21 protein-coding genes and 1 pseudogene are annotated in these 22,497 nt (G+C 69.9%); 16 read left to right on the top strand and 6 right to left on the bottom strand.

Going from position 1 to position 22,497, the window contains the following annotated elements; all coding sequences use genetic code 11:
- Window positions 1–19 precede the first annotated feature (19 nt).
- A complete protein-coding gene (locus tag INQ48_10525) occupies window positions 20–1,558 on the top strand; it encodes a SpoVR family protein (GenBank protein QRF60684.1) in 1,539 nt (512 codons plus the stop codon).
- Between the two features lie 7 nt (window positions 1,559–1,565).
- Here INQ48_10525 and aroQ read toward each other — a convergent pair whose 3' ends face one another.
- On the bottom strand, window positions 1,566–2,006 hold the full coding sequence (gene aroQ, locus INQ48_10520; protein QRF59622.1) for a type II 3-dehydroquinate dehydratase: 441 nt from the start codon (window positions 2,004–2,006) through the stop codon (window positions 1,566–1,568).
- A gap of 39 nt (window positions 2,007–2,045) precedes the next feature.
- Window positions 2,046–3,017: a LysR family transcriptional regulator gene (locus INQ48_10515; protein ID QRF59621.1), complete on the bottom strand. Its 972-nt coding sequence runs from the start codon at window positions 3,015–3,017 to the stop codon at window positions 2,046–2,048.
- A gap of 139 nt (window positions 3,018–3,156) precedes the next feature.
- On the opposite strand from INQ48_10515, the gene INQ48_10510 reads away from it, so the two are divergent.
- The 10 genes from INQ48_10510 (at window position 3,157) to INQ48_10465 (ending at window position 10,366) form a co-directional block, all read left to right on the top strand.
- Window positions 3,157–3,840, top strand: a complete 684-nt coding sequence (locus INQ48_10510; protein ID QRF59620.1) for a Rieske 2Fe-2S domain-containing protein — start codon at window positions 3,157–3,159, stop codon at window positions 3,838–3,840.
- Between the two features lie 10 nt (window positions 3,841–3,850).
- Window positions 3,851–4,714, top strand: a complete 864-nt coding sequence (locus tag INQ48_10505) for an aromatic ring-hydroxylating dioxygenase subunit alpha (GenBank protein QRF59619.1) — start codon at window positions 3,851–3,853, stop codon at window positions 4,712–4,714.
- A gap of 5 nt (window positions 4,715–4,719) precedes the next feature.
- A complete protein-coding gene (locus INQ48_10500; GenBank protein ID QRF60683.1) occupies window positions 4,720–5,361 on the top strand; it encodes a glutathione S-transferase N-terminal domain-containing protein in 642 nt (213 codons plus the stop codon).
- An 84-nt stretch (window positions 5,362–5,445) separates the two neighbouring features.
- Complete coding sequence (locus tag INQ48_10495; protein QRF59618.1) at window positions 5,446–6,552, top strand: S-(hydroxymethyl)glutathione dehydrogenase/class III alcohol dehydrogenase; 1,107 nt, start codon at window positions 5,446–5,448, stop codon at window positions 6,550–6,552.
- 17 nt (window positions 6,553–6,569) lie between these two features.
- Window positions 6,570–7,478 (top strand): alpha/beta hydrolase, encoded by a 909-nt coding sequence (locus INQ48_10490; protein ID QRF59617.1) that lies wholly within the window; start codon window positions 6,570–6,572, stop codon window positions 7,476–7,478.
- Window positions 7,475–8,350, top strand: a complete 876-nt coding sequence (gene fghA / locus INQ48_10485; GenBank protein ID QRF59616.1) for an S-formylglutathione hydrolase — start codon at window positions 7,475–7,477, stop codon at window positions 8,348–8,350. Before INQ48_10490 ends, fghA begins: the two co-directional genes overlap by 4 nt.
- Window positions 8,351–8,359: 9 nt before the next feature.
- Entirely contained in the window at window positions 8,360–8,854 is a 495-nt protein-coding gene (locus INQ48_10480; GenBank protein QRF59615.1) for a GNAT family N-acetyltransferase, read from the top strand.
- Window positions 8,855–8,877: 23 nt separating this feature from the next.
- A complete protein-coding gene (locus INQ48_10475) occupies window positions 8,878–9,267 on the top strand; it encodes a VOC family protein (GenBank protein ID QRF59614.1) in 390 nt (129 codons plus the stop codon).
- 5 nt (window positions 9,268–9,272) lie between these two features.
- On the top strand, window positions 9,273–9,743 hold the full coding sequence (locus tag INQ48_10470; GenBank protein QRF59613.1) for a TfoX/Sxy family protein: 471 nt from the start codon (window positions 9,273–9,275) through the stop codon (window positions 9,741–9,743).
- The gene (locus INQ48_10465) at window positions 9,740–10,366 is read left to right on the top strand and encodes a 3'-5' exonuclease domain-containing protein 2 (GenBank protein QRF59612.1); all 627 of its coding nucleotides are present in this window, start codon (window positions 9,740–9,742) and stop codon (window positions 10,364–10,366) included. Before INQ48_10470 ends, INQ48_10465 begins: the two co-directional genes overlap by 4 nt.
- Before the next feature lie 130 nt (window positions 10,367–10,496).
- On the opposite strand, the gene INQ48_10460 is transcribed toward INQ48_10465, so the two are convergent.
- On the bottom strand, window positions 10,497–11,234 hold the full coding sequence (locus INQ48_10460; protein ID QRF59611.1) for an alpha/beta fold hydrolase: 738 nt from the start codon (window positions 11,232–11,234) through the stop codon (window positions 10,497–10,499).
- Window positions 11,235–11,351: 117 nt separating this feature from the next.
- A pseudogene (locus tag INQ48_10455) lies at window positions 11,352–12,363 on the bottom strand (helix-turn-helix domain-containing protein).
- A gap of 201 nt (window positions 12,364–12,564) precedes the next feature.
- Here INQ48_10455 and gnd point away from each other — a divergent pair.
- Together gnd and INQ48_10445 are read left to right on the top strand one after the other, a co-directional pair.
- Window positions 12,565–13,992 (top strand): decarboxylating NADP(+)-dependent phosphogluconate dehydrogenase, encoded by a 1,428-nt coding sequence (gnd, locus tag INQ48_10450; GenBank protein ID QRF59610.1) that lies wholly within the window; start codon window positions 12,565–12,567, stop codon window positions 13,990–13,992.
- Window positions 13,993–14,036: 44 nt separating this feature from the next.
- Window positions 14,037–14,600, top strand: a complete 564-nt coding sequence (locus tag INQ48_10445; GenBank protein ID QRF59609.1) for a GNAT family N-acetyltransferase — start codon at window positions 14,037–14,039, stop codon at window positions 14,598–14,600.
- Window positions 14,601–14,607: 7 nt separating this feature from the next.
- Here INQ48_10445 and INQ48_10440 read toward each other — a convergent pair whose 3' ends face one another.
- Window positions 14,608–15,054 (bottom strand): DUF2000 domain-containing protein, encoded by a 447-nt coding sequence (locus INQ48_10440; GenBank protein ID QRF59608.1) that lies wholly within the window; start codon window positions 15,052–15,054, stop codon window positions 14,608–14,610.
- Window positions 15,055–15,326: 272 nt separating this feature from the next.
- Here INQ48_10440 and INQ48_10435 point away from each other — a divergent pair, with 272 nt between their 5' ends.
- From INQ48_10435 to INQ48_10425, 3 genes are all read left to right on the top strand, one after another.
- The gene (locus INQ48_10435) at window positions 15,327–18,533 is read left to right on the top strand and encodes an efflux RND transporter permease subunit (protein ID QRF59607.1); all 3,207 of its coding nucleotides are present in this window, start codon (window positions 15,327–15,329) and stop codon (window positions 18,531–18,533) included.
- A 119-nt stretch (window positions 18,534–18,652) separates the two neighbouring features.
- On the top strand, window positions 18,653–19,936 hold the full coding sequence (locus INQ48_10430; protein ID QRF59606.1) for an efflux RND transporter periplasmic adaptor subunit: 1,284 nt from the start codon (window positions 18,653–18,655) through the stop codon (window positions 19,934–19,936).
- Window positions 19,937–19,938: 2 nt separating this feature from the next.
- Entirely contained in the window at window positions 19,939–21,432 is a 1,494-nt protein-coding gene (locus INQ48_10425) for an efflux transporter outer membrane subunit (protein ID QRF59605.1), read from the top strand.
- Here INQ48_10425 and INQ48_10420 read toward each other — a convergent pair.
- Window positions 21,383–22,480 carry a PA0069 family radical SAM protein gene (locus INQ48_10420; protein QRF59604.1) on the bottom strand — a complete coding sequence of 366 codons (1,098 nt, stop codon included), beginning with the start codon at window positions 22,478–22,480 and terminating at the stop codon, window positions 21,383–21,385. The genes INQ48_10425 and INQ48_10420 overlap by 50 nt on opposite strands.
- Window positions 22,481–22,497 lie beyond the last annotated feature (17 nt).

The following is a 22,497-nucleotide window of genomic DNA, read 5'->3' as shown; positions in this document are numbered from 1 at the left end:
CCCTCCTTCGGCACCGCCGCTGCCGACCGCCGCCACCATCCCGCAGGGCAGGCTCGAGCGGCTGCCGAGCCCCTCGGACTGGACCTTCGACCTGATCGAGCGCTACCACACCGAGATCGCGCGCACCGCGCGCGGCTACGGCCTCGACGTCTATCCGAACCAGCTCGAGATCATCACGGCCGAGCAGATGATGGATGCCTACGCCAGCGTGGGCATGCCGATGATCTACAGGCACTGGTCGTACGGCAAGCAGTTCATCGCCACCGAGAAGAACTACCGCCGCGGCCACATGGGGCTGGCCTACGAGATCGTGATCAACTCCGATCCCTGCATCGCCTACCTGATGGAGGAGAACACCATGGCCATGCAGGCCCTGGTGATCGCGCACGCGGCCTACGGCCACAACAGCTTCTTCAAGGGCAACTACCTGTTCCGCATGTGGACCGATGCGTCCTCGATCATCGACTACCTGGTCTATGCGCGGCACTACATCGCCGAATGCGAGGAGCGCCATGGCGTCGATGAAGTCGAGAAGCTGCTCGACTCCTGCCATGCGCTGATGAACTACGGCGTGGACCGCTACCGCCGTCCGCAGAAGCGCTCGCTGGCGCAGGAGAGTGCGCAGCGCGCCGAGCGCGAGCGCCACATGCAGCAGCAGGTCAACGACCTCTGGCGCACGCTGCCGCGGCGCAGCGAGCAGAACGCCGGCTCGGAATCGGCGCCGCGCTTTCCGCTCGAGCCGCAGGAAAACCTGCTCTATTTCATCGAGAAGAACGCCGCCCTGCTCGAGCCCTGGCAGCGCGAGGTGGTGCGCATCGTGCGCAAGATCGCGCAGTACTTCTATCCGCAGCGCCAGACCCAGGTCATGAACGAGGGCTGGGCCACCTTCTGGCACTACACGCTGCTCAACACCATGTACGACCGCGGCCAGCTCGACGACGGCTTCATGATGGAGTGGCTGAGCTCGCACACCGGCGTGATCTTCCAGCCGCCCGTGGGCCACCGCGCCTACAGCGGCATCAACCCCTACGCGCTCGGCTTCGCGATGTACACCGAGCTGCGCCGCATCTGCGAGAAGCCCACCGACGAGGACCGGCGCTGGTTCCCCGACTTCGCGGGCAGCGACTGGGTGGCCACGCTCGACTACGCGATGCGCAACTTCAAGGACGAGAGCTTCGTGGGCCAGTTCCTGAGCCCGAAGACCATGCGCGACTTCCGCCTGTTCGCGATCCGCGACCACCAGAGCGAATCCGAGCTCGAGGTCTCGGCGATCCACGACGACAGCGGCTACCAGGCGCTGCGCGAATCGCTGTCGCGCCAGTACGACCTCGGCAGCCGCGAGCCCGACATCCAGGTCTGGAACGTCAACATGCGCGGCGACCGTTCGCTGACGCTGCGCCACACGCAGCGCAACAGCCTGCCGCTGCACGACGACGCCGAGGAGGTGCTCAAGCACGTGGCGCGGCTGTGGGGCTTCGACGTGCACCTCGAGAGCGTCGATGCGCAGGGCCGCATCAGCCGCAGCTGGAAGGCCTCGGCGCCGCGGGCGCTGTACTAGCCGAGGTTCAGGGCACCAGCGCGGCGATCGCCAGCGTGTAGCCCTTCACGCCCAGCCCCACGATGATCCCGCGCGCCGCCGGCGAGATGTACGAGCGGTGGCGGAACTCCTCGCGCGCATGCACGTTCGAGATGTGCAGCTCGATCAGCGGCACGCTCGCGCCCTTGATGGCGTCGTGCAGCGCGATCGAGGTGTGGGTGTAGGCGCCCGGGTTCATCACCACGCCGAGCATGGTGCCGGCCGCCACCTCGCGGCCCGCTTCCTGGATCCAGTCGACCAGCACGCCTTCGTGGTTGGTCTGGCGGCATTCGATCGCCACGCCGAGCTTCGCGCCCGTTTCATGGCACAGGCGTTCCACGTCGGCCAGCGTGTCGCGGCCATACTGTTCGGGCTCGCGCGTGCCCAGGAGGTTGAGGTTGGGGCCGTTGAGGACGAGGATTTTCTTCATGATGGATCGGGCTGGCGGCACGCGTCGGACGGGCCGCCATTATGGTCTGGCACCGGCCCTGCCCCGCCGCGCCGCGGGCGAGCCGACGTAGTGGTTGTACGCGTCGATGTCGACCACGCAGCGCGCCATCAGGTCGACGAAGGCGCGCAGCTTCTGCCCCATGTAGCGCTGGCGCTGGTAGGCGCAGTAGATGGGCCGCGGCTGCGGCTGCCACTGCGGCAGCACCGGCACCAGCACGCCCTGCGCCAGCTCGGGCCGCACGAAGAAGGCCGGCAGCAGCGCGATGCCCAGGCCGTCGATGCAGAAGGTCTTCATCACCCAGTGGTCGTTGGTCTCGAAGGCGGGTTCGGGCCGGTAGGCATGACGGCCCGATGCGCCCGACACCAGCAGCACCTGCGACGGCCCCGCGGCCTCCCGCATCACGATCGCCCGGTGCGCCGCGAGATCGTCGGGCGCGCGCGGCGTGCCGTGGCACTCGAGGTACTGCGGGCTCGCGTAGAGGCCGTAGTTCAGCTGTCCCAGCAGCTTGGCGACGAGGTTCGGCGCATCGGGCGGCTCCGAGCACACATAGCAGTCCACGTCGCCGATGCCCGGCGCGTTCGGCCGGCTCGCCGCATCGAGCTGGCAGCGCACATTGGGATGCGACTCCAGGAACAGCTTCACCACGTGGCACACGAAGGAAGTGCTGAACTGGGTGTCCGACAGCAGCGAGAGGCTGCCCGACACGCCGCTGGTGATCTCCTGGATCTCGGTGCGCGCCGTCTCGAGCCGGCCCGTGACCTCGCCGAGCAGGTCCTCGCAGCGCACGAAGAAGGCACGGCCCGCCTCGGTCGCGGTGATGCGGCGCGAGCTGCGCATCAGCAGCTGCGCGCCCAGCAGCTCCTCCAGCCGCGTGAGCTGCCGGCTCAAGGTGGCCTTCGACACGCCCGACAGGCTCTCGGCCCGCGTGAGGCTGCCGCTTTGCACGACGAGCACGAAGGCCTGCACCAGCGCGAGGTCGATGCCGGTCACGCGCGCTCCCTGTAGGCGAAGGTGGTCCGTTTCAGAAATGAAAAGTTGCGTCTCTGCATGTGGCTTTCATCGGAGGGCGGGACACGGTACGGTCGGCGCGGGCGTGGCGAATGCTATGCCATGCCCCACGGAGAACCCCATGACCCATCCCACCGCGTCCCCCTGGCACCCCGTCGCCCCTTCGGCCGGCCTGCGCCCCGGCGCCAACATCGTCGCCGGCTTCGCCGAGGGCCAGGAGCTCGCGCTCTGGCGTTCGGCCGACGGCGCGGCCCAGGCCTGGGAGAACCGCTGCCCGCACCGCAGCGTGCGCTTCACGCTCGGCCAGGTGGTCGAGAACCGCCTCGCCTGTGCCTACCATGGCTGGCAGTACGCCGCGGGCAACGGGCAGTGCGTCGGCATTCCCGCCCATCCGGCGATGCCCGCGCCGCGCAACGTCTGCGCCAGGGTGTTCGGCGCGGTCGACGCGGCGGGCATGGTGTGGGTGAACCTGGCGCACGAGGGCTCGATGACGACATCGGCGCCGCAAGCGCTGGCCGATGCCGTGCCGGCCGGCTGGCATTTCTGTCGCACGCTGACCTTGCGCGCCGGTGCGCAACAGGTGCGCGAGGCGCTCGTCCGGCACGGCTTCGCGGCCGGCGCCGCCCCAGGCGCATGGCGCGGCATGCTCGGCGGCGCGCCGACCGTCGCGCTGCTGCTCGACGCGCAGCCGCAGCTGGCCTTCATCCACCTGTGGGCCGAGACCGCCCCGGGCTCCGAGGCCATGAAGACCCTGCACGCGGCCGCGCGGACCCTGCGCGGCGACATCGAACCAACCGAGACCTGAAGGAAGCACGATGCCCTTCGTCACCGACGACCCCAACATGCTCGACGACTGGCTGGTCGTCGGCCCCGCGAGCGCGCTCGCCGGCCGCTCGCAGCGGCAGCCCTACACCACCTGCCTGCTCGGCGCCACGCTCTCGCTGTGGGCCGAGGCCGACGGCACGCCGCAATGCCGGCTCGGCGCGCAGCCGCTTTCCGTGCAGTCGCGCCACGGCTACCTCTGGGTCTGCCCCAGCGGCCGGCCCGCGCGGCCGCTGTTCGAGTTTCCCGAATACACCGAGCCCGGGCGCCGCCTCGTCGACTGCGGCGGCATCGGCGTCGCGGTGTCGGGCCTGCGCGTGATCGAGAACTTCCTCGACATGGCGCACTTTCCCTTCGTGCATGCCGATTACCTCGGCAAGGTGCCGCACACCGAGGTCGCCCCGTACCGGGTGACGATCGAGCCCGCCACCGGCGAGATCTGGGCCACCGACTGCCGCTTCTGGCAGCCGCGCGCCTCGGCCGCGCACGACAGCGGCGCCGACGTGCGCTACACCTACCGCGTGATGCAGCCCTTCTCGGCCATGCTCTACAAGTCGAGCCTGCGTCCCGAGGCACGGGACGCGATCTGCCTGTTTCTCCAGCCGCTGGACGACGAGCACGTGATCGCCCACGCGTTGATCGCGTACTTCGACGATGTGTCGAGCGACGCCGAGCTCATCGCGTTCCAGCACACCATCTTCGGCCAGGACAAGCCGATCCTCGAGAACCATGCCTTCAAGCGCATGCCGCTCGAAGGCCGCGCCGAGACGCCGACGCGCGGCGACACCGCCTCCGTCACCTACCGCCGCTGGCTGCGCGAACGCGGCATGCGATTCGGCACGAGGGCCGCCGCATGACGACGCTGCTCAAACTCCACGACTACCCGCTCTCGGGCAACTGCTTCAAGGTGCGGCAGCTGCTGGCCTGGCTGGCCGTGCCCCACGAGATCGTGCCGGTCGACTTCCACCCGGGGCGCGCCCACAAGTCGGCCGCGTTCCTCGCCGAGCTCAATCCGCTCGGCCAGATCCCGGTGATCGAGGACGACGGCTTCGTACTGCGCGATGCGCAGGCCATCCTGGTCTACCTCGCGAGCCGCCACGACGCGCAGCGGCGCTGGTACCCCGACGATCCGAAGCTGCGCGGCCAGGTCGCGATGTGGCTCGCCACGGCCGACGAGATCACGCGCACCGCCTCGGCCGCGCGGCTGCACGACGCGCTCGGCTACCGCCATCTCGACATCGAGGCCTGCCGCGCAGGCGCGCGGGCCGTGTTCCGCGTGCTCGACGACCACCTCGCCGAGCAGGCCAGCACGGGCCTGCGCTGGCTGGCCGCGGCGACCGAGCCGACGATCGCCGACCTGGCCTGCTTTCCGTACGTGGCGCTGGCCGGCGAAGGCGGCATCTCGCTCGACGAGTTTCCCGCCCTGCGGCACTGGGTCTGGGATTTCCGACACCTGCCCGGGTTCATCGGCATGTCGGGTATCTTCCCCGCTGGCCCCGCCTGAGTATCCTTGGGGCCTCGCGCCGCCTGCCGGCCCTCCAATTCCTCCCTCTCCTTCCCCCCTCCTTCCCTCCTCCCCGAACACGCCATGAAAACCAAAGCCGCCGTCGCCTGGAAATCCGGAGCCCCGCTGACCATCGAAACCGTGGACCTCGACGGCCCGCGATTCGGCGAAGTGCTCGTCGAGATCAAGGCCACCGGCATCTGCCACACCGACTACTACACCCTCTCGGGCGCCGACCCCGAAGGCATCTTCCCCGCCATCCTCGGCCATGAAGGCGCCGGCATCGTGGTCGACGTCGGCCCCGGCGTCACCACCCTCAAGAAGGGCGACCACGTCATTCCGCTCTACACGCCCGAATGCCGCCAGTGCAAGTTCTGCCTGTCGCGCAAGACCAACCTGTGCCAGCTGATCCGCGGCACCCAGGGCAAGGGCCTGATGCCCGACGGCACCAGCCGCTTCAGCCTCGACGGCAAGCCCATCGCCCACTACATGGGCACCTCCACCTTCAGCAACTACACGGTTGCGCCCGAGATCTCGCTGGCCAAGATCCGCGAGGACGCGCCCTTCGACAAGGTCTGCTACATCGGCTGCGGCGTCACCACCGGCATCGGCGCGGTGATCTTCACGGCCAAGGTGGAAGCCGGCGCCAACGTGGTGGTGTTCGGCCTCGGCGGCATCGGCCTGAACGTGATCCAGGGCGCGAAGATGGTGGGCGCCGACAAGATCATCGGCGTCGACCTGAACCCCGAGCGCGAAGCCATGGCGCGCAAGTTCGGCATGACGCACTTCATCAACCCGAAGGACACCGAGAACGTGGTCGACGCCATCGTGCAGCTGACCGACGGCGGCGCCGACTACAGCTTCGAGTGCATCGGCAACACCAAGGTGATGCGCCAGGCGCTCGAGTGCACGCACAAGGGCTGGGGCCGCAGCATCATCATCGGCGTGGCCGAGGCCGGCGCCGAGATCAGCACGCGGCCGTTCCAGCTGGTCACCGGCCGCAAGTGGGAAGGCTCGGCCTTCGGCGGCGCGCGCGGCCGCACCGACGTGCCGAAGATCGTCGACTGGTACATGGAAGGCAAGATCAACATCGACGACCTGATCACCCACACCATGCCGCTCGAGAAGATCAACGACGGCTTCGACCTCATGAAGCGCGGCGAGTCGATCCGCGGCGTGGTGCTCTACTGACGCCGCGGGTGCCGACCATGGAACGCATGGAGCCCCTGCGCCGCATCGAAGCCGGCGTGCTCGAGGTCGCCTATCACGAGAGCGGCCCGGCCGACGGACCGCCCGTGCTGCTGATGCATGGCTTCCCCTACGACATCCACACCTATGCCGAGGTCGCGCCGCTGCTCGCGGCCGAGGGCTGCCGCACCATCGTGCCGTACATGCGCGGCTATGGCGGCACGCGCTTCCTGCGCAAGGACACGCCGCGCTCGGGCGAACAGGCGGCCTTCGGCGCCGACCTGCTGGCGCTGCTCGACGCACTGAAGATCGAGCGCGCCGTGCTCGCCGGCTACGACTGGGGCGGCCGCGCGGCCTGCGTGGTGGCGGCCCTGTGGCCCGAGCGCTGCGCGGGGCTGGTATCGCTCAACAGCTACAACATCCAGAACATCGCCAAGGCGATGGAGCCCGACACGCCCGAGAACGAGCACAGCCTCTGGTACCAGTACTACTTCCACAGCGAGCGTGGCCGTGCCGGCCTGCAGAAGGACCGCAAGGCCATCGCCAAGCTGCTGTGGAAGCTGTGGTCGCCGACCTGGCGCTTCGACGACGCCACCTTCGAGCGCAGCGCCGCGGCCTTCGACCATCCCGACTTCGTCGAGGTCGTGATCCACTCGTACCGCCATCGCTATGGCCTGGTGGCGGGCGATCCGGACTATGCCGACATCGATCGCCAGCTGGCCGCGCAGCCGGTCATCCGCGTGCCCGCGATCACCTTCGACGGCATCGACGACGGCGTGCGGCCGCCGGCCGAGGCCGCGGCGCATGCGGCGCGCTTCAGCGGACCGCGCTCGCACCGGCTGGTGCCGGGCGCGGGCCACAACCTGCCGCAGGAGGCGCCGCGCGCCTTCGCCGACGCGGTGCTCGAACTGGTGCGAGGCGCCGCATGACCGATCTGCTCAAGACCCTGTCCGAACACCACTGCTTCGGCGGCGTGCAGGGCTTCTACGAACAGGCCTCGCACGAGATCGGCCTGCCGATGCGCTTCTCGGTCTACCTGCCGCCGCAGGCCGCCAACGAGCGCGTGCCCGCGCTGCTGTACCTCGCGGGCCTGACCTGCAACGAGGAGACCTTCGCGATCAAGGCCGGCGCGCAGCGCATGGCCGCCAGCCTCGGCCTGGCGCTGATCGCGCCCGACACCAGCCCGCGCGGCGCGGCCATGGAAGCGCTGCCGGGCGCCACCGCGAGCTGGGACTTCGGCATCGGCGCCGGCTTCTACCTCGACGCCACCGAGGCGCCCTGGGCCGCCCACTGGCGCATGGAGAGCTGGATCGTGCAGGAGCTGCTGCCGCTGGTGGGCCGCGAGTTCGCGATCGACACCGCGCGCCTGGGCATCTTCGGCCACTCGATGGGCGGCCACGGCGCGCTGACGCTGGCGCTGCGCCATCCGGGGCGCTTCCTCTCGCTGTCGGCCTTCGCGCCGATCTGCGCGCCCACCCAGTGCCCCTGGGGCGACAAGGCGCTGCGCGGCTACCTCGGCGAACCCGGCGACGACCGCGCGGCCTGGCTCGCGCACGATGCCAGCGCGCTGATGCAGTCGCAGACCGCGGCGCCCTATCCGCACGGCATCCTGGTCGACCAGGGCCTGGCCGACAAATTCCTCGCCGAGCAGCTGAACCCCGAAGCCTTCGAGGCCGCCTGCTTCGCCGCCGGCCAGCCGCTCACGCTGCGGCGCCACGCGGGCTACGACCACGGCTACTACTTCATCCAGAGCTTCATGGCCGACCACCTGGCGCACCACGCGCAGGTGCTGCGCGGCTGACGAACCGCCATGTCCGACGCCCAGACGCCCGCCTTCCACCTGCGACTGCGCGACGGCGCGGCCGAGGAGGACATGGTGCTCGCCGGCATCTGGCGCCGGGCCTGGTCGGCCTCGCACCCGGGCGCGGCCACGGTCGAGCCGATCGCCCACTGGCTGCAGCGCGTGCGCACCGAGTTCGTGGCACCGGCCGAGGTGGTGATCGCCGAGCGCGATGCGCAGGTGCTGGCTTTCATGGTGCTGCACGACCGGCGCGAGTACGTAGCGCAGCTGTTCGTCGACCCGCACCTGCGCAACCAGGGCCTGGGCCAGGCGCTGCTCGACGAGGCCTGCGTGCGCATGCCCACCGGCTGGCGGCTGCACGTGGCGCTCACCAACACCGCGGCCCAGCGCTTCTACGAACGCTACGGCCTCGCGCGCGGCACGGTCGACCGGCATCCGACCAGCGGACGCGAACGAATCAGCTACCACTGGTACCCGGCGCGCGCGCCCTGGCGCAAGGCCTGAACCCTCACGTCGTCTTCTTCACCATGCGCATCGACCACATCGCCCTCTGGACCACCGACCTCGAACGCTGCAAGCGCTTCTACGTCGACTACTTCGGCGCCGCCGCCGGCGAGGGCTACGTCAATCCGAAGAAGGGCTTCGCCTCCTGCTTCCTGAGCCTGGGCGACGGCGCCCGGATCGAGGCGATGACCACCAGCACGCTGTCGCCGGTGGCGGCCGAACCCGGCGCGCAGCGCATGGGCTGGACCCATCTCGCGATCAGCGTGGGCTCGGAAGAAGCCGTCGACGCGCTGAGCCGCCGGCTGCAGGCCGACGGCTATCCGCTGCTCGACGGCCCGCGCCGCACCGGCGACGGCTACTACGAGAGCGTGGTGCTCGACCCCGACGGCAACCGCATCGAGATCACGGCCTGACACCCATGAAGAACGCCTTCGCCGACAGCCTGCACGAAACCTTCGAGCGCCTGGGCCGCATCGACATCCGCCGCATGTTCAGCGGCTTCGGCATCTATCACGAAGGCCGCATGTTCGCGCTGGTGATACGCGACACGCTTTACCTCAAGTCCGACGCCGAAAGCGCCGCGCATTTCGACCGCCTGAACCTGGCGCCCTTCACCTACGAACGGCAGGGCCAGCAGATGCCGATGTCCTACCGCGAGGCGCCGCCCGAGTTGTTCGAGGATCGCGAGGAAGCGGCCCTGTGGGGCCGGCGCGCCTACGAAGCCGCGCTGCGCTCGGGCACGGTGCCGAAGGCGATGCGCAAGGCGGCCGCGGCGAAGAAAGCCCCCGCCACGAAGAAGGTGGCTGCGAAGAAAACCGTCGCGAAGAAGGCCGCACCGGCCAGGAAGACCGCGTCGGCGAAAAAGGCCCGAAAGGCGACTCCCCGTTGAACGCACCACGCACACCCCAGACCTCTCTGCCCCCTCTGCCGGAGCGCGAGGAGATCGCGCTGCTCGAGCCCTTCGAGGGCCTGGGCCTGAACGACATCGTGCTGGTCGCCACGCGCGACGACGCCGAGCGCGCGGCCGCCGCGCTGCTGGCCGCGGGCGTGGTCGGCTTCGACACCGAGTCCAAGCCCACCTTCGCCAGGAACGAGGTCTCGACCGGCCCGCACCTGGTGCAGTTCGCCACGCGCGAAACCGCATGGCTGTTCCAGCTGCATCGCACCGACTGCAACGAGGTGCTGGGCGCGCTGATCGGTTCCGAGGCGCTGCGCAAGGTGGGCTTCGGCCTTTCGAGCGACCTCTCGCTGATCCGCCAGAAGCTCAAGGTGGAGCCGCGCGCGGTCCACGACATCGACGACGAGTTCCGCCGCCGCGGCTACCGCCGCTCGGTCGGCGTGAAGACCGCCGTGGCGCTGGTGTTCGGCCAGCGCTTCGCGAAGTCGCGCAAGGCCACGACCTCGAACTGGGCCAGCCACCGGCTCAGCGAGGCACAGCTGCGCTATGCGGCCAACGATGCCTATGCGTCGATCCGCGTGTTCGACGCGCTGCAGGACAACCGTTCGCGCTGAGCCTGTCGAAGCGCTGCACAACCGTTCGCGCTGAGCTTGTCGAAGCGCCGCACAACCGTTCACGCTGAGCCTGTCGAAGCGCCGCGCGAGGCTTCGACAAGCTCAGCCCGAACGGTTCTTGCACCACGCCTCAGTCCCGCCCCGCCTCGAGAATCGCCTGCGCGAGCCGCTTCGGGTTCGAGAAGAACATCTCGTGGCTGCCCGGGCACTCGACCAGCCTGAAGAGGCCCAGCCGCTCCGACAGCCGCGGATGCCACGGCAGGCTGTGCGGCAGCGCGATGTCCTGCTGGCAGTTGACGTAGGACTTGCCCACCTGCAGCGCGGCCATCGGCTGGCTCAGCACGATCTTGTCGGTGAAGGTGCGGTACGGGTGCGGGTTGAGCTGCTCGTAGGCCGAGCGCGCGAGCGCCATGTCGGCGTCGTTGATGAAGGCATCGCGCCAGATCTCGAAGGGCAGCGTCACGGCCTGGTCGTTGGCGCCCGCCACCGCGTCGAACAGCGCCACGTAATGCGGCGGCACCATGTCGTTGAGCGACTCGCCGGGCTGCGGCACGAAGGCATTCACGTACACCAGCCGCGCGATCCGGCCCGGCTGCTGCGCGAGGCGGTCGGCCACGCCGGTGATCACCATCCCGCCATAGCTGTGGCCCACGAGCCGCAGCTGCGAGAGATTCTTCTCCTCGATGTACTGCAGCGCCGAATCGATCGCGTCGGCCAGCCCGATCTTCGCGCGGTCGTCGCCGGGCCGGTTGCCCGCGAGCGTGGGGCAGTGCACGGTGTGGCCGGCCTCGCGCAGGCCGTTCGCGACGGCCTCCATTTCGGCACCGGTGTGCCAGGCGCCGTGAATCAGGACATAGGTGTCGGACATGGGGGTCTCCTCGAGGGGTGGATGCGGGTTGCTGGCGATCAAACGCAGCGACTGTAGGAATCCCGCCGCCGCGCCGCTGGCCGCTGGCCGCCAGCGCGATGGCCGATTCGCGCCAGCTCAGCGCAGGCGCCGCAGCGCGCCCGGCGTGGCGCCCAGTTGCTGGCGGCACAGGCGCACGAAATGCGAGGCGTCGCGCAGGCCGACGCGAAAGCCGATCTCCGCCACCGCGAGCCGGTCGAAGCGCGCGTCGCCCAGCATGCGACGCGCGGCCTGCATGCGAAAGCCCAGCAGCGCGGTGGCGAAGGTGGTGCCGCCCTCCCCGCCTTCACCGCGCTCGGCCAGGCAGCGGTGCAGGCTGCGCTGCGAGATGCCGAGCTCGCGCGCCACCGCCTCGGCCGTGAGGCCGGGCTCGGCGTGGCGCTCGCGCGTGGCCTCGAGCACGCGCCGGCGCAGCGGCGCGCGCGCCCGGCTCCACCGCCGCGGCCACGCCCGGCCCGGTGGCCAGCGCGAGCAGTCCGCCGAGCTGGTCGGCCAGCAGGCGCGGCGGCAGCGGCGGCGCGCCCGCGGCCTCGGGCGTGAGCTGCTGCACGAAGCGGCTCAGCACGCTGCCCCAGCCCGCGCTGCCGTCGATGCGGCAGGCGAGCTGGCCCGGCGCGTCGGGCAGCCACGATTCGACCCAGGCCGTGGGCAGCTCGAGCGAGACGGTGTCGGCCGACTGCACGAAGTGGAAGGCGTAGCTGCGCCGCGAATCGACCAGCACCGCGTCGCCCGGCAGCATGCGTGCGCTGCGCCCTTCCTGCTCGACGCTCCAGGCGCTGTCGGTCTTGCACAGCAGGTAGTAGAAGTTGCTGTGGCTGCGCTCGATCGCGCGGCGCGTGCGGTAGACATCCTGCGCGCTGCCGCGCACGCGGTTGACACCGATGCCGAGCGCCGGCGTGCCCAGCGGGGCCGATTCGAGCATGGCATCGAAATGCCGCGCCTGCGGGCTGGTCACCTCCATCTCGAGGAAACCCTCGCAGACCGCGCCGACCCAGTAATCGAGCCGCTGCGCGGGCGGCACCGCGTCGGTGGACCAGCGCTCGATCGCGGCCGGCGGACGGTGGGCTTCGGCGAGGGACTGGGTGGGCATGGAGGGTTCTCCCCGAGGATGGGTCGGCAGCAACATACCGAAGCCGGCCGGGCTTGCCAAGCGGGCTCGCCCGGGAAGCCGGCCCGGTTATAGGCGGCGGCTGACGACGCGGCCGACGGCCGGTCGGCACAATGGCCTGCTGCATCAACCCCGCGCACCGGCCGCCGCCGGCGTGCGCACAAGGAAGGAAACACCCAGGCCATGACCACCACCAACAAAAGCGACTTCGGACTGATCGGCCTGGCCGTGATGGGCCAGAACCTCGTGCTGAACGTGGAAAGCCGCGGCTTCCAGGTCAGCGTCTACAACCGCACCGAAGCCACCACCGAGGCCTTCATCGCCGCCAACCCCGGCAAGAAGCTGGTGGGCGCGAAGACGCTCGAAGAGTTCGTGCAGAGCCTCGCCAAGCCGCGCAAGATCCAGATCATGGTCAAGGCCGGCGCGCCGGTCGACCAGGTGATCGAGCAGCTCATCCCGCTGCTCGACAAGGACGACATCGTCATCGACGGCGGCAACAGCCTCTACACCGACACCGAGCGCCGCGACGCCTACCTCTCGAGCAAGGGCCTGCGCTTCATCGGCGCGGGCGTCTCGGGCGGCGAGGAAGGCGCGCGCAAGGGGCCGTCGATCATGCCGGGCGGCCCGGCCTCGACCTGGGAGGTGATGAAGCCGATCTTCGAGAGCATCGCGGCCAAGGTCGACGGCGAGCCCTGCGTGATCCACATCGGCCCGGGCGGCGCCGGCCACTACGTGAAGATGGTGCACAACGGCATCGAGTACGGCGACATGCAGCTGATCTGCGAGGCCTACAGCCTGTTCAAGGCCGCCGGCTTCACGACCGACGAGATGGCCGCGATCTTCAACGAATGGAACGACGGCGAGCTGCAGAGCTACCTGATCCAGATCACCGCCAAGGCGCTCGAGCAGAAGGACCCGGAAACCGGCAAGCCCATCGTCGACGTGATCCTCGACAAGGCCGGCCAGAAGGGCACGGGCCAGTGGACCTTGATCAACGCGGCCGAGAACGCGGTGGTCATCAGCACCATCAACGCCGCGGTCGAGGCGCGCGTGCTGTCGTCGCAGAAGAAGGCGCGCGTGGGCGCGAGCAAGCTGCTGCAGGGCCCGAAGGTCGAGCTCTCGCTCGAGAAGAAGGCGCTGGTGGCCAAGGTGCACGACGCGCTCTATGCCTCCAAGGTCATCAGCTACACCCAGGGCTTCGACCTCATCAAGACCATGGGCGACAAGAAGGGCTGGGGCCTCGACCTCGGCCGCATCGCGGCGATCTGGCGCGGCGGCTGCATCATCCGCGCGCGCTTCCTCAACCGCATCACCGACGCCTTCCGCACCGATCCGGCGCTGGCCAACCTGATGCTCGATCCCTTCTTCAAGGACCTGCTCAACCGCACCCAGCAGAACTGGCGCGAGGTGGTGGCGCTGGCCGTGAGCAACGGCATCCCGGTGCCGGCCTTCAGCGCCTCGCTGGCCTACTACGACAGCTACCGCACCGAGCGCCTCAGCGCCAACCTGCTGCAGGCGCAGCGCGACTTCTTCGGCGCCCACACCTACGAGCGCGTGGACAAGCCCGAGGGGCAGTTCTTCCACACGGAGTGGCCGGAAGTCATCGGCTGAACCCGGATTGACCCGCGGCCCGCCGCCATGGCACAACCCCCGCCATGGCAGCACCGGCCGCACCCCACGCCTATCCCGCGCACCTGGTCGAAGACTGGCGGCTTCGCGATGGCCGCGCGGTACGCATCCGCCCGATCCATGCCGACGACCTTGCGATGCACACCGCCTTCGTCGCGGGCCTGTCGGACCGCACCGGCTACCACCGGCTGCTCTCGCCGCGCAAGCCGCAGCCCGACGAGCTCTGGCGCATGACCCATGTCGACTACGCGCACGAGCTCGCGCTGATCGCCACCCTCGAGGTCGATGGCGCCGAGCAGGAGATGGGGGTGGTGCGCTACGTGCGCGGCGACACGCCCGAAACAACCGAGGTGGCCGAGTTCGCGGTGGTGATCGCCGATGCCTGGCAGCGCCAGGGGCTGGCCGAGAAACTGATGCGCAGCCTGATCTCGGCGGCGCGCGCCGCGGGCGTGCGCGAACTGGCCGACATCACCCTCTACGACAACCTCGCGATGATCGCGCTGGCGCGCAAGCTGGGCTTCAAGGTGCAGCGCGACCCGGGCAACCCGAACGTCAGCCGGCTGCGTCTCGCGCTGGACGCGCCGGCGTGACCTCCGCCTACTGCCCGAGCAGGCCCAGCTTCGACACCACCTTGCCCAGCGGCTTGCGCTCGCCGACGAAACCGACCGCCACGTAGCGCAGTGCCTCGGCCGGCACTCCCGCCACCGCCTCGCGGAAGGCCGCGTAGTTGGTGGTCTGCTGGCCCTGCACCGGGAAGTCGATCACGTCGCACTCGGTGCTGGCGAGCGCCTTCTGCCGCACGGCCGCGAGTTCCTCCTGCGAGGCGCCGAGCACCGCGATGCCGATCGGGATCAGGCCGGGATGCGTCCGTCCCGAGGCATCGACTAGCGGCTCGCCGACCAGCCCCGGATGGCGCTGGCCCACGGTCAGCGCGACCACGGCCGCGGCATTGGCGGCCAGGCCCGGCGGCAAGGCGGCGTCGACGACGATGACGCAGCGTTCGGGCAGCGCGGCAGCGGTGGGGGAAGGATCGGTCTGGCTCATGGCAGATGGAAGAAGATAAATTGAGTACTACTCAATCACAAGCCACTGAAAACTATGGAGTCAGCCGCCAACAACCTGGCTCTCGGCTCTTATTTATGAGCTTTACTCAATCACAGGAATAGCCATCGTCACCCCACCCGGCACGCTCCATGCGTCGCCGGAAGCGCTCCGAAAAGCGCATCGAAGAGGTCGAAGTAACCAAGTTAAACAAACTTAAAACTACTTCCTTATGATGCGAAACCTTTTTTCGCCGGAAGCAGAGAGACCCGTCCATGGTTCAGCTCGCGTTGCGTCGTCCTTACACCTTCATCGTCATGGCGATGCTGATCGTGCTGGCCACGCCCTTCGTCCTCTTGCGGATGGCCACCGACATCTTTCCGGAGATCAATATCCCGGTGGTGTCGGTCATCTGGAACTACACCGGCCTGCCGGCCCAGGAGATGGGCCAGCGCATCTCGGGCCAGGTGGAGCGCGGCCTGACCACCACCGTCAGCGACATCGAGCACATCGAATCGCAGTCGCTCGCGGGCGTGTCGATCATCAAGGTTTTCTTCCAGCCCACCGCCAACATCGAGATGGCGATCTCGCAGGTGGTGGCCTCGATGCAGGCCCAGGTGCGGCAGCTGCCGCCGGGCATCACGCCGCCGCTGGTGATCAAGTACTCGGCCTCGAGCGTGCCCGTGATCCAGCTCGCGCTGTCGAGCCCGACGCGCTCCGAGAACTCCCTGTTCGACGCCACCGTGAACCAGCTGCGCCCGCAGCTCATCACGGTGCCGGGCGCGGCGATCCCCTTTCCCTACGGCGGCAAGAACCGGCTGATCTCGGTCGACCTCAACACCCAGGCGCTGCAGGCGCGCGGCCTGTCGCCGTCGGACGTGGTGAACGCGATCAACACGCAGAACCTGATCCTGCCCTCGGGCACCGCCAAGTTCGGCGCCACCGAGTACGGCGTGCGCATGAACGGCTCGCCCGATGCGATCGCGGGCCTCAACGACCTGCCGATCCGCACCGTGAACGGCGCCACCGTCTACGTGCGCGACGTGGCCTACGTGCGCGACGGCTTCTCGCCGCAGACCAACGTGGTGCGCCAGGACGGCGTGCGCGGCGTGCTGCTGTCGGTGCTCAAGAACGGCGGCGCCTCCACGCTGGACATCGTGGCCAACCTGCGCGCGATGCTGCCGGTGGCGGCGCAGACCATGCCGCAGGACATCAAGATCACGCCGCTGTTCGACCAGTCGGTGTTCGTGAAGGCGGCCGTCAAGGGCGTGGTGTTCGAAGCCATCCTGGCCGCCGCGCTCACCGCCGCGATGGTGCTGCTGTTCCTCGGCAACTGGCGCAGCACGCTGATCATCGGCCTGACCATCCCGCTGTCGATCCTGGCCTCGATCCTGGTGCTCTACGGCCTCGGCGAAACGCTCAACCTCATGACATTGGGCGGGCTCGCGCTCTCGGTCGGCATATTGGTGGACCAGGCGATCGTGACCATCGAGAACATCGAGCGCCACCTGCACATGGGCACGCCGCTCAAGGAGGCGATCGAGATCGGCGCCGGCGAGATCGGCAATGCGGCCTTCGTCTCCACGCTGTGCATCTGCATCGTGTTCGTGCCGATGTTCTTCCTCTCGGGCGTGGCGCGCTTCCTGTTCGTGCCGCTGGCCGAGGCCGTGGTGTTCGCGATGCTGGCCTCCTACCTGCTGTCGCGCACGCTGGTGCCCACGCTGGTGATGCTGCTGATGGGCGGCGTGCACGGCCAGCAGGCCGACGAGAACGCGAAGCCCAGCGCGCTGCAGCGCGTGTACCGCGCCTTCGACCGCCGCTTCGAGCGCGTGCGCCGCGCCTACACGCTGCTGCTGTCGGCGCTGCTGTCGCGCCGCGGCGGCTTCATCTCGGTGTTCCTCGGCTTCTGCCTGCTGTCCTGCCTACTCTATCCGGCGCTGGGCCGCGACTTCTTCCCGACCGTGGACGCCGGCCAGATCCGGCTGCACATGCGCGCGCCCACCGGCACCCGCATCGAGGAGACCGCGCGCCTCACCGACCGGGTGGAGGCCGCGATCCGCGAGCTGGTGCCGCCCGACCAGCTCGAGACCATCCTCGACAACCTCGGCGTGCCGAACAGCGGCATCAACCTGTCGTACAGCAACGCCGGCACCATCGGCACCTTCGACGCCGAGATCCTGATGTCGCTGAAGGACGGCCACCGGCCGACCGAGGAGTTCGTGACCACGCTGCGCGCCGAGCTGCCCAAGCGCTTCCCGGGCATCGAGTTCTTCTTCCAGCCGGCCGACATCGTCACGCAGATCCTCAACTTCGGCCTGCCGGCGGCCATCGACGTGCAGTTCAGCGGCAACGACATCGCGGGCAACGCGGCGCGCGCGGCCGAGCTCACCAAGGCGATCCGGCAGATCCCGGGCGCGGTCGACGCCCACGTGCACCAGCGCCTCGACGGCCCCTCGGTGGACCTGACGATGGACCGCTCGCGGCTGCAGCAGTACGGCCTGACCGCCTCCAACGTGGGGCAGAACGTGCTGATCGCGCTGTCGGGCAGCTCGCAGACGGCGCCGGCCTACTGGCTCAATCCGCAGAACGGCGTGGTCTACAGCATCGCGGTGCAGACGCCGCAGTACAACGTCGACTCGCTCGATTCGCTGCTCAACATTCCGGTGGGCGCGCCCGGCGCGGCCACGCCCGGCGGCGCACAGCAGCTGCTGGGCAACCTGGTCGACGCGCGCGCGGCGCGCCAGCCGGCGATCCAGTCGCGCTACAACATCGCGCCGGTGATCGACGTCTACGTCAGCGTGCAGGGCACCGACCTCGCGAGCGTGGCGAGCAAGGTGCAGGCGCTCGTCGACGAGATGCGGCCCAAGCTCTCGCGCGGCAGCCGCGTCGACATCCGCGGCCAGGTGCAGACCATGCAGTCCTCGTTCATCGGCCTGGGCGTGGGCCTGGCGATGGCGATCGTGCTGGTCTACCTGCTGATCGTCGTGACCTTCCAGTCCTGGCTCGACGCCGCGATCATCATCACCGCCCTGCCCGCCGCGCTGGCGGGCATCGCCTGGATGCTGTTCATCACCGGCACCACGCTGAGCGTGCCCGCGCTCACGGGCGCGATCATGACCATGGGCGTGGCCACGGCCAACTCGATCCTGATGGTGTCCTTCGCGCGCGAACGGCTGGCCGCGGGCATCCCGCCGCTGTCGGCCGCGCTCGAGGCCGGCGCCACCCGCATCCGCCCGGTGCTGATGACGGCGCTGGCGATGATCATCGGCATGATCCCGATGGCGCTGGGCCTGGGCGAAGGCGCCGAGCAGAACGCGCCGCTGGGCCGCGCCGTGATCGGCGGCCTGCTGTTCGCGACGGTGTCGACGCTGTTCTTCGTGCCCGCGGTCTATGCGGGCGTGCACAGCTGGCTCGCGCACCGGCGCGCCGCGCACGGCGGCGGCGCCCATCCGCCGGCCGGCGCCACCGCGCAGGAGCACTGAGCGATGCCCGCGCCATCCGATCGTTTCGACACCCTGTTCGACTTGTTGTACCCGCCGCGCACCCAGCCCTCCCACGGCCGCGCGGCCCGCCACGGAAACGGCCCCGCGCCGTCTAGCGCATGACAGAGCAACGCCATTCGGCATTGGCCATCCACCCCATCGCCGGCGACGACGGCGACGGCCCCGAACTGCTGCGGCGGCGCCAGATCGTGCGGCGCACCCGCTGGCTCGTGCTGATCGTGCTCGTGCTGCTGGCGCTCGGCGCGGCACGCACGGTGTTCGTGCGCATCGCCAACGCGCGCGAGCTGCAGGCCAGCTCGGTCGAGCATGCAAAGCAATACGTGCAGACCGCGCTGCCGCGCACGCCCACCGGGGGCCAGAAGCTGGCGCTGCCGGGCACGCTGCAGGGCTACGTGCAGTCGCCGATCTCGGCGCGCGCCAGCGGCTACCTCAAGCGCTGGACCAAGGACATCGGCAGCCGCGTCGAGAAGGGCGAGCTGCTGGCCGAGATCGAGACGCCCGAGATCGACCAGCAGCTGTCGCAGGCCATCGCCGCGCGCAACCAGGCGGCCTCGGGCCTCGAGCTCGCGCAGAGCACGGCCGCGCGCTGGGAGAACCTGCGCAAGAAGGACGTGGTCTCGCAGCAGGACCTCGACGAGCGCCGCAGCGCGGTCGCGCAGGCCACCGCCAACGTGGCGGCCGCCGATGCCAACGTGCAGCGGCTCCGGCAGACCGAGGGCTTCAAGCGCGTGGTCGCGCCGTTTTCCGGCGTGATCACGCGGCGCAACGTCGACACCGGCGACCTGATCGATGCCGGGGCCGGCGGCGGTGCGGGCCGCGCGCTGTTCGTGCTGGCGCAGACCGATCCGCTGCGCGTGTACATCAACGTGCCGCAGGCCTATGCCCAGCTCGTGAAGGCCGGGCAGCCGGTGGTGGTGACGCAGGCCGAGCTGCGCGGCCAGAAGTTCAGCGGCCAGGTCGCGCGCACCGCGGGCGCCATCGACACCACCACGCGCATGATGCAGGTTGAGGTCTCGCTGCCCAACCGCGACGGCGCGCTGCTGCCGGGCGCCTACGTGCAGGTCGAGCTGCCGCTGGCCGCGAGCGGCACCATCACCGTGCCGGCCAATGCGCTGCTGTTCCGTGCCGAGGGCACGCGCGTGGCGGTGGTCGACGCGCAGGGCCGCGTCGGCCTGCGGCCCGTGACGCTGGGCCGCAACTACGGCGAGAACGTCGAGGTGGTCGACGGGCTCGCGGGCACCGACCGCATGGTGCTCAACCCCTCGGATTCACTGGCCGATGGCGACATGGTCGCGGTGGCGCCCGATGCGCCGGCCGATGGGGCCAAGCCGGGCGCGGCGCCGGCTGCAGCACCGGCCGCGGCCAAGAAGGAACCCGCGTGACCATGCGCCGCCCCGCCCTCGCGGCGATCGCGCTCGCCGCCGTGATGCTGGCCGCGGGCTGCGCGGTCGGTCCCGACTACAAGGCGCCCGAGACCCCACTGCCCGTGAGCTGGAAGCTCGAGGCACCGTGGCGCGAAGGCACGCCCAACGACATCGCCGACAAGGGCCCGTGGTGGAAGCGCTACGGCGACGCGCAGCTCGACGCGCTGCAGGACCGCGCCGTGGCCGGCAGCCCCACGCTCGCCATCGCCGGCGCGCGGCTCGCGCAGGCGCGCGCCACGCTGGCCTCGAGCTCGGCCGCGCAGTACCCGCAGCTCGGCCTGGGCACGCGCGCCTCGCGGCTCAAGATCTCGGCCAACCGGCCGCTGACCAACTACAACGCCTCCAATTTCTCGACGGTGCAGAACGACTTCGCGCTCTCGCTCAACGCCAGCTACGAGCTCGATCTCGCGGGCCGCGTGCAGCGCAGCGTGGAAGGCGCGACCGCCTCGGCCGAGCAGTCGGCCGCCGACCTCGCCAACACGCGGCTGCTGCTGTCGGCCGACGTGGCGAGCAGCTATTTCAACCTGCGCTCCACCGACATCGAGCTCGACGTGCTGACGCGCTCGATCGCGCTGCAGCGGCGCGCGCTCGAGCTGGTGACGTCGCGGCACGACCTGGGCGCCGTCTCGGGCCTCGACGTGGCGCAGCAGCAGGCACTGCTCGAGACCACGCTGACGCAGGTCGACGTGCTCAGGAAGCAGCGCGCGCAGTACGAACATGCGCTCGCCACCCTGACCGGCACGCCCGCGCCCTCGTTCGCGCTGGCGACCGACCTGCGCGAGATCCGTCCGCCCGCGGTGCCGCTGGGCGTGCCCTCGGACGTGCTCGAGCGCCGGCCCGACGTGGCCTCGGCCGAGCGCGCGATGGCCGCGGCCAATGCGCAGATCGGCGTGGCGACGGCGGCCTTCTATCCGAGCATCCTGATCGCGCCCACGATCGGCGTCGACAGCCGGCTGATCGAATCGCTGTTCGATGCGCCCAGCCTCTTGTGGTCGGTCGGCGTGTCGGCCACGCAGGTGCTGTTCGACGGCGGCCGCGTGCGCGCGGGCGTGGACTTCGCGAAGGCCGGCTACGAAGCCAACGTGGGCAACTACCGCCGCGTGGTGCTGACCGCGATGCAGGAAGTGCAGGACGGCATCGACGGCCTTGCGGCGCTCGAGCGCGCCACCGCCCAGGCGCAATCGGCCGTGGCGGCCGCGCGGCGCGTGCTCGACATGGCGAACAGCCGCTACGAGGGCGGTGCCTCGACCTACCTCGACGTGATCACCGCGCAGCAGTCGCTGCTGACGGTGGAGCGCCAGGCCGCGCAGCTGCAGGGCCAGCGCCTGCTGACCTCGGTGTTCCTCGTGAAGGCGCTGGGCGGCGACTGGTGCGGCGACGGCAACGCGGACGCCGCGCTCGCCGCTAGAACAGGCTGCCCTGCCCCGGGTCGCCAGGTGGCCGAAAAGCGCTGAGGTCGAGCGCGATGCGCTCGCGGTTGAAGCCGATGCGCGCGGTCGCCTTCTCGAAGCGCTGGCGCAGCAGGTCGGCCCACAGGCCCGTGCCCTTCATGCGCGTGGCGAAGTCGGCGTCGTAGTCCTTGCCGCCGCGCACGTCGTGGATGCGCGCCATGATGCGGTCGGCGCGCTGCGGGTAGTGCAGCGCCAGCCACTGCTTGAACAGCGGCGCCACCTCCCAGGGCAGCCGGATCATCGTGTAGAAGGCGCTGCGCGCGCCCGCCTCCCAGGCCGCCTCAAGCACCTGCTCCATGTCTTCCGTCACGAACGGGATCTGCGGCGCCACGCTCACGCCCACCGGCACGCCGGCCTCGGCCAGCGTGCGGATGGTGCGCAGCCGACGGTGCGGCGCCGCGGCGCGCGGCTCGAGCTTGCGCGCCAGGTCGCCGTCGAGCGTGGTCACGGTCACGTACACGGCCGCCAGCCCGCGCGCGGCGGCCGGCGCGATCAGGTCGAGGTCGCGCTCGACCGCGCTGGACTTGGTCACCAGGCCGAAGGGATGGTTGGCTTCGGACAGCAGCTCGATCACCGAGCGCGTGATGCGCAATTCGCGCTCGATCGGCTGGTAGCAGTCGGTGGCGGTGCCGATCGCGAGGTGGCTGGGCCGGTAGCTTTTGCGGCCCAGTTCGCGGCGCAGCACCTCGACCAGGTTGCGCTTGGCGATCAGCTTGGTCTCGAAGTCCAGCCCCGGCGACAGGTTGAGGTAGCTGTGCGTGGGCCGCGCGAAGCAGTAGATGCAGCCGTGCTCGCAGCCGCGGTAGGGGTTGATCGAGCGGTCGAAGTGGATGTCCGGCGAGTCGTTCTCGTTCAGGGCCGACTTCACGTCCTCGAAGCGCACCTCGGTGGCCAGCGGCTCGAGCTCGTCGGCCTCGGCCGCATTCTCCTCGAGCGTGCCCCAGCCGTCGTCGAAGGCATCGCGCTCGTCCTTCGAGAAGCGGTGCGCGAGCCGCGTGGCGGCGCCGCGGCCCTTGATGGCATGGATGGGGATGTGGGCGGCGGGTGGCATGGCGCGACTCCTTCGCG

Origin of the sequence: Variovorax paradoxus (genome assembly GCA_016806145.1) — a bacterium.
Taxonomy (GTDB): Bacteria; Pseudomonadota; Gammaproteobacteria; order Burkholderiales; family Burkholderiaceae_C; genus Variovorax.
Note: the sequence above shows the minus strand (reverse complement) of the source record. Positions and strands in the feature narration are given on the sequence as shown.